General features: G+C 69.8%; 3 protein-coding genes and 3 pseudogenes. All 6 read left to right on the top strand.

All coding sequences use genetic code 11. From position 1 onward, the window contains the following. Positions 1-64: 64 nt before the first annotated feature. Positions 65-829: pseudogene (locus G6N35_RS27690) on the top strand (condensation domain-containing protein); the annotation flags it as partial. 100 nt (positions 830-929) lie between these two features. Then, positions 930-2825 (top strand): AMP-binding protein, encoded by a 1896-nt coding sequence (locus G6N35_RS27500; RefSeq protein ID WP_281357062.1) that lies wholly within the window; start codon positions 930-932, stop codon positions 2823-2825. After that, entirely contained in the window at positions 2744-3013 is a 270-nt protein-coding gene (locus G6N35_RS27495) for an AMP-binding enzyme (RefSeq protein WP_246224525.1), read from the top strand. The genes G6N35_RS27500 and G6N35_RS27495 overlap by 82 nt, the downstream gene beginning before the upstream one ends. A 97-nt stretch (positions 3014-3110) precedes the next feature. Then, a pseudogene (locus tag G6N35_RS27490) lies at positions 3111-3215 on the top strand (phosphopantetheine-binding protein); the annotation flags it as partial. 176 nt (positions 3216-3391) lie between these two features. Further along, positions 3392-3745, top strand: a complete 354-nt coding sequence (locus tag G6N35_RS27685; RefSeq protein WP_281357061.1) for a condensation domain-containing protein — start codon at positions 3392-3394, stop codon at positions 3743-3745. Next, a pseudogene (locus G6N35_RS27485) lies at positions 3631-7419 on the top strand (non-ribosomal peptide synthetase); the annotation flags it as partial. The gene G6N35_RS27685 and the pseudogene G6N35_RS27485, both read left to right, overlap by 115 nt. Positions 7420-7517: the final 98 nt, after the last annotated feature.

Genomic DNA, 7517 nt, shown 5'->3' with positions numbered 1-7517 from the left:
ACACTGCCGGGGCGACTGGTCGTTCACCGACGAACACACTGTGCTCGAAGACCGCGATCCGGCAATGCCGCTGCCGCGGTTGCTGGAAGTCAACGCCGAGGCCGTCACCGGCGCCCTCGGCACCGTCCTGCGTGCGACCTTCAGCTGGCCGGGGACGGCGGCGGACGAGGCCGAGATCGCCGCCACCGCACAGCGCTGGATCGACCTGCTGACCCTGATCGCCACCGATGAGCATGTCGGCGGACACACCCCGGCGGACTTCCCGTTGGTGACGCTGCGCCCCGAGGATGTCCGGCAGCTGGAAGCCGGGTATCCGGGCCTGTCCGATGTGCTGCCGCTCACAGCCACCCAGCAGGGCATCTATTTCCACTCCACCTTCGATCGCCGCCACGACCCCTACCTGGTGCAGCAGATCGTCGACATCACCGGGCCGCTGGACATCGCGCGATTCCAGCGCGCCATCGAGGTGGTCGCCGCCCGGCACCAGGCGCTGTCGTGCGCATTCACCACGATCGCCGACGGCACCCCGGTCGCGGTACAGACCAGCGGCATCGCACCGGACTTCGACGTCGTCGAGGAACCGGCCGACGACCGGATGGTCAACCGGCTGGCCGAACGCGACCGGCGGCGCCAGTTGGATCTGGCGCAACCGCCGCTGACCCGCTACACGCTGGTCCGCCGTGGCGCCGACCGGTACACCATGATCCAGACGGTCCATCACATCGTCGCCGACGGCTGGTCGGTGCCGCTGGTCCTGCGCGACTTGTTGACCGCCTACGACGGCGTCGACTTCGGCGGCCCTGCACCACAATTCAGCGCCTTCACCGGCTGGCTGTCCGACCGCGACGATGCCGCCGACCGCAGCGCCTGGCAATCGGTGCTGGCCGGGATCGAGGCCGACGACGATCGCCGCGGCCGACGGGACCGACGTGCGGGGCGACGGCTTCGGTACCCGGCAGCTGGAGCTCGGTCCCCGCACCGAGCTGTCGGCGGCGGCCGCACGGGCCTCGGTCACGGTCGGCACCCTGCTGCACTCCGCATGGGGCATCGTCCTCGGCCGGCTCACCGCCCGCCCGGACGTCGTGTTCGGCACCGTCGTGTCCGGGCGTCACGGCGACCTGCCCGGTATCGAGGAGATGGTGGGTCTGCTGGTCAATACCGTCCCCGTGCGGGTGCGCTGGTCGCCCTCGGATACCGCGGCGCAGGTGGCCGGGCGGCTGGCCGAGCGGGAATCCACCGTGCTCGATCACCATCATCTGCCGCTGACCGAGGCCCACCAGATCAGCGGGCTGCCCGCGCTGTTCGACACCCTCGTGGTGATCGAGAACCTGGGCTCGGCCGCGCTCTCGGGTGCCGAACTGTCCTTCGGTGCGGTCACCGTGGTCGAAGCCCCGCACTATCCGCTGACGCTGATGATCGCCGTGCACGACACCGTGACTCTCACCGTGACCAACGATCGCGCCCACGTCTCGGACGCATTCGCCGATTCCGTCGCCGCGGCGGTGCGCGACCTGCTGGCCACGGTCGTCGCCGATCCCGGCGTGCCGTGTGGTGCCGTGCCGCTGGGCAGCCCGCTGAGTCGTCCGGCGACCGCGCCGGCCGGCACGGTCACGGCGCTGCTGGCCGATGCGATCAGCCGAAATCCCGACCGGACGGCCCTCGTCTGCGGCGACCGGCGGGTCAGCTACACCGAGATCGACCACCGCGCAGCGGCATTCGCCCACCGGCTCACCGAAGCCGGTGTCGGCCGCGGTGATGTGGTGGCGCTGTCGATGGTGCGGGACGCCGATCTGGTGGCCGCCCTGTGGGCGGTCATCGGGTTGGGCGCCGCTTATCTGCCGGTGGATCCGACCTATCCGCAGGCGCGGGTGAGCTTCATGCTCGGCCATGCCCGCCCGCGCGCGGTGCTGGTCGATCAGATCGGCGCCGCCGCGGTGGCCGGTGCCATACCGGAGGGCTGCACCGTGATCGGTAGCGACACCGTCGACGGTGGCGGCCCGTGGCGGCCGGTGCCCGTCGGACCGCTCGACGCGGTGTCGGTGCTCTACACCTCAGGGTCCACCGGTGAACCCAAGGCGGTGGTGGGCAGCCATGGCGCGCTGGCCCATCGGGTGCGCTGGGCGCTCGCCGACTGGCCCGCCCAGGTGCGGCTCGCCAAGTCGTCGCTGTCGTTCATCGACGGCACCACCGAGCTGCTGGCCGGCCTCGCCGCCGGGACATGCACGATCCTGGCCGACGACACCGCCGCCCGCGACGGCCGGTTGATGGCCGAGCTGATCGCCGCCCACGATGTGGCCCAACTGGTGGCGGTGCCGTCGCTGGCCCATGCACTGGCCGGCGAGCATCGTGGCGAGCTGGCCTCGGTGCGTCGCTGGATTCTCAGTGGAGAGCCGCTGGAGTCCGGACATATCGCGGCCCTGCGCGCCGCCTGCCCGGCAGCCGCCATCGTCAACTCCTACGGCAGCTCGGAGGTCACCGGCGACGTCCTGGCCGGCGAACAGCACGGCGAGGCTGTCACGCTGGGTCACGTGGTTCCCGGCACCACCGTGCGGATCCTCGACCACACGTTGTCCGATGTCCCGGCCGGCGCGATCGGCGAGATCTACGTCAGCGGAGAACAACTGGCACGCGGGTATCTGCACCGCCCGGCCCAGACCGCAACCCGGTTCGTGGCCACGCCGGGGGGGGCGGGCGGATGTACCGCACCGGGGACCTCGGCGCACTGCGCCCTGACGGCACCGTCATGTTCGCCGGCCGCGTCGACGAGCAGATCAAGGTCAATGGCTACCGGGTCGAGCCCGGCGAGATCGAGTCGGTGCTGTTGAGCCACAACGACGTTGTTGGCGCCGCCGTCATCGCGACTGGATCCGCGTTGGCCGCGTTCGCTGTTGGTGACGCGGTCGACACCGCCGAGCTGCGGGCTTGGCTGGACAGTCGACTCCCCCCGTCACCTGGCTCCCGGCACGATCACGCGGATCGATCGGATCCCGTTGCTGCCCAATGGGAAGCGTGATGCGGCCGCGTTGCGATCGCTGGCCCATGGGCAGCTCCCCGAGTCCGTGGGTACGGTGGGTCCGGCCGACCCGGTACAGCACGCGATCGTCGAGGTGATGGCCGACGTCCTGGGCCGCGCCGCCGTGAGTGCCGACGCCGATTTCTTCGCCCTCGGCGGTGACAGCATCGGCGCGATCCGGCTCACCAGCCGGCTGGCGCGCCGCGGCTACCTGCTGACCACCGAGGACGTCTTTCGCCACCGCAGCGCCATGCATCTCGCCAGTGCGGCAACCCGACGGCCGACCCGGCACCGGCGCCGGTTGAGCGCTTCGTTACGGTCGCGCTGTCGGCGGACGCGATCGAGCGGCTGGGGCCGGATGTCGAGGACGTCTGGGCGATGTCCCCGCTGCAGCAGGGCTTGTACTACCAAAGCACCCTCGATGGTGCCGGGTCGACCTACATCGTGCAGAACACCTTCGACTTCGACCGGCACCTCGACGCCAACCGGTGCCGACACGCACTGCACGCGCTGCTGGCTCGCCACCCACAGCTGCGGGTGGGTTTCGGCACGATCGAGGACGGCGAGCGCACCACTGCGGTGCAGGTGGTCGCCGCCGGACTCCACCCGACATCGCGGTGGTCGACCTGTCCACCAGCGTCGACCCCGCCGGCGAGTCGGGCAGCATCGCCGACTCCGACCGCACCACCGCCTTCGACGTCGCCGTCCCGCCACTGCTGCGGATCACGCTGATGCGGCTGCCCGACGGACGCGACCGGATGCTGTTCACCTATCACTTCCTGCTTTTCGACGGCTGGTCACGCGAATTGGTGCTACGAGAGTTCTTCGCGCTGTACGCATCCGACGGGCAGCGCGGAATGATCGAGCCACACGGGGACGTCGTGGTCCGATTCCTGCAGTGGCGTGCCGCTCTCGGCGACACCGACGCGACGCAGGCCTGGCGCGAGTTGCTCGCCGGGGTGGAGGAACCCACCCTCGCCACCGGCGCGGCACCGGAGCACCCCGACGCCGGTGCCGGTACCGAACCCGGCCGGATCGTGACGACCGTGCCCGCCGAGTTGACCAGGCGGCTCACCGACACCGCGACCGCACTGGGGGTCACCCTCAATTCGGTCGTGACGGCCGCGTTGGCCATGGTCACCGGCTATCACGCCGGCAGCACCGACGTCGTCCTCGGGACGACGGTGGCCGGGCGTCCCGGCGAGCTGATCGGGATCGATGACACCATCGGGCTCTTCCTCAACACCGTCCCGGTCCGAATCGATCTGTCCCCCAAGCGATCAGCCTCATCCTGCATCCGAGCGATCGACCAACAGCGGACGACGATGATGCGCCACGACCATCTCGGTCTGGGCCATATCCAGCGGGCGGCCGGCGATTCGGCCACCGCACTGTTCGATTCACTCCTGGTATTGCAGAACTTCCTCGACGACGACACCTTTACCGACCTGGAAGCCGGCCACGGCATCACCGGCGTGCACTACCACGACACCACGCACTTCCCGTTGACCTGGGTACTCACCCCGGGCCACCAGCTCACCGTCAAGCTGGAGTACCGGGTGATCGACGACGCCAGGGCCCGCGCCATGGTGGAGCAGTTGCTCAGCGTGCTGGATCAGATCTCCGAACGGCCCGGACACGCTGTCGGTGCCGTCGAACTGGTGGGTACCGCCGACCGTACTGCGCTCGAACACGTCTGGTCGCAAACCAGCCACCCCCTCGACGACCGCACCATCGCCGACCTGTTGGCCCGCCGCGCCGAACAGACTCCCGACCTGACCGCCCTGGTGTTCGGATCCCGGCGCCTGTCGTTCGGCGAGTTGGACCGCCGCGTCGATCAGCTCGCCCGATTCCTGCGCCACCGTGGCGCCCGGCCCGAAGCGTTTGTCGCCCTGGCGCTTCCGCGATCCATCGAGATGGTGGTGGCACTGTTCGCGGTGCTGCGGTCCGGCGCCGCCTACCTGCCTCTGGAGCTCGACCTGCCCACCGAACGGCTACGCACCATCGTCGAGGACGCCACGCCGGTGCTGCTGCTGACCGCAGCGACCGACAGCGAAGTCGCCCACTGCGCACGCGAAGCCGGCGCACAGGTCATCACGATCGACGATCCAGCGATCGGCGCCACCGCTGATCACCGCCTCACCGAGTCGGAACTGGCCGGGTTCACCGGCGCGGGACGGCTCGACCATCCGGCCTATCTGGTGTACACCTCGGGCACCACCGGGCGGCCCAAGGGCGTGTTGACCGGCTATGCGGGACTGTCGAACATGTTCTTCAACCACCGCGAGGCGATCTTCGCCCCGACGGTGGCCCGGGCCGCCGCCGGCGGTGAACAGCTGCAGATCGCCCACACCGTGTCGTTCTCCTTCGACATGTCCTGGGAGGAGCTGTTCTGGCTTGTCGAGGGGCACACCGTCCACATCTGCGACGAGGAGCTGCGCCGCGACGCACCGGCGCTGGCCGCCTATTGCCGCCGCCACCACATCGACGTCATCAACGTCACCCCCACCTATTCCCACCATCTGATCGAGGCGGGCCTGCTCGCCACCGACGGTCACGTCCCGGCCCTGGTGCTGCTGGGCGGTGAGGCCGTCAGTGAGCAAGTGTGGTCGACCCTGCGCAATCACCCGGGCACCGCGGGCTACAACCTGTACGGTCCGACCGAATACACCATCAACACCCTGGGTGCGGGGACTTCCGACAGTGCGACTCCCACGGTGGGAGAACCGATCTGGAACACCCGCGGCTACCTCCTCGACAGCGCACTGCGACCGGTTCCTGACGGGGTGCCCGGCGAACTCTACGTCGCCGGCGTCGGCCTGGCCCGCGGCTATCACCGCCGGGCCGGCCTGACCGCCGCGGCCATGATCGCCGACCCGTTCGTGGCCGGCGGCCGGATGTATCGCACCGGTGACCTGATGCGCCGACGCCCCGACGGCCAACTCGACTATCTGGGGCGGGTCGACGACCAGGTCAAGATCCGGGGCTATCGCGTCGAGCCGGGCGAGATCGAGTCGGTGCTGCGCCACGCTCCCGGCGTGGCCCGGGGTGCGGTGGTGGTGCGCAGCACGACCACAACGCCACCGGTCAAACAGCTTGTGGCCTATGCGATTCCCACCGATGACCCGCACGACGTGACGGCGTTCATCGCCACCCTGCGCGATCATCTGGCGGCCCGGCTGCCCGCCTACATGGTGCCGACCCGCTATGGCATCGTCGGTGAGCTCCCGCTGACCATCAACGGCAAGCTCGACATCCACGCACTGCCCGAACCGGTGGCCGCCACCGGCGGTTCGGGCGCACCGCGCACCGCGGCGGAATCGACGCTGCTGCGGATCGTGACGACCGTGCTGGGCCTCGAGCAGGAGGTCGGGGTCGACGACGACTTCTTCACCCTCGGCGGCGACAGCATCTCCTCGATCGCGGTGTGCGGCCGCGCCCGTAAAGCCGGTCTGGCGATCACACCCCGCGACGTCTTCCGGCGGCGCACGGTCGCCGCCATCGCCGCCGCAGCCGGATCCAGCCGTCCGATGCCGCATACCGACTCCGGGATCGGCGATATCCGCGCTACTCCGATGCTCGCCGAAACAGAGTATGCGGCAACACCATTGAGCAACTTCTACCAGTCGATGGTGCTGGTCACCCCGGCCGCGATGACACTGCCACAGCTGGAGGCCATCCTGGGAGCGATCCTGCACACGCATGACATGTTGCGCGCCACGCTGGTGGGACGTGCCGGCGGCTGGACGCTGCGCGTGCCCGAGCACGGTCCCACCGTCAGCACTGTCCTGGCTGTCGAGACCGGCCTGCTGAGTGCGGACACCGTCGCGCAGGCGGCAGCATCAGCGGCCGACGACCTCGATCCCGAGTCCGGGGTCATGATCCGCGCGGTATGGCACCACAATCCCGGCGAAACCGGCCAGCTGCTGCTGGTCATCCACCACCTGGTGGTCGACGGGGTGTCCTGGCGCATCCTGACCGAGGACTTGGCCCGGGCATGGGCCGACGTCGCTGCCGGGCGCCCGCTCACGCTGGACGTGGTACCCACTTCGTTCCGCACCTGGGCGCAAGCCCTGGGCGAGAACAGCTTCGAGCCGGAGACCGACTACTGGAACGCGCTGCTGTCGACACCGGATCCGGTGCTGGGCACCGGATCCCCCGACCCGGTACTCGATACCGCCGGGACCGTCATCAGCACCAGCGTGTCGCTGCCCACCGCGGTCGGTTCCGCGCTGCTGTCCCGTGTTCCGGCCGCGTTCCACGGCAACGCCAACGATGTGCTGCTCGCCGGGCTCGTACTGGCGTTGGCGCACTGGCGCCGCCGGCAGGGAGTCAGCGCCGGCAGCGCCACCGTGCTCAATCTCGAGGGCCACGGCCGGGAGGCCGATCTGGTGGCCGGGCATCTCGACCTCTCGCGCACCGTCGGCTGGTTCACCGCCATCCATCCGGTCCGCATCGACCCCGGGGAGCTGTCCTGGGACGAGGTTCTCGATGCCGGGCCACG

The organism is Mycolicibacterium anyangense (assembly GCF_010731855.1).
Lineage (GTDB): Bacteria > Actinomycetota > Actinomycetes > Mycobacteriales > Mycobacteriaceae > Mycobacterium > Mycobacterium anyangense.
Note: the sequence above shows the minus strand (reverse complement) of the source record. Positions and strands in the feature narration are given on the sequence as shown.